Raw genomic sequence first — 225 nt, forward strand, 5'->3', positions numbered from 1 at the left:
GTCGACGGTCAGCAGATCCACCTCGGCAATCCTGACGGTCCGCTGCTGACCTTCGACGTCGGCCGCCACCAAGGATCGGCCGGCCGGCCGCCCTCCACGACGTCGATCAGGGTGCCGGGCCGTCCGAGCGGTTCGCCGGTCCCGCCGCAGCCGGGCTATCCCAGCGGCGCCCGGCCGTACCAGAGCGCACCGGGCACCCACCCGCCGAGCGCGCCACCCCCGCGA

Annotated in this window: 1 pseudogene; it reads left to right on the forward strand. The window is 75.6% G+C overall.

What is annotated here, in order from left to right:
* A pseudogene (locus J3476_RS18470) lies at positions 1–225 on the forward strand (hypothetical protein); the annotation flags it as partial.

Source organism: Mycobacterium sp. PO1 (genome assembly GCF_017312405.1).
GTDB lineage: Bacteria > Actinomycetota > Actinomycetes > Mycobacteriales > Mycobacteriaceae > Mycobacterium.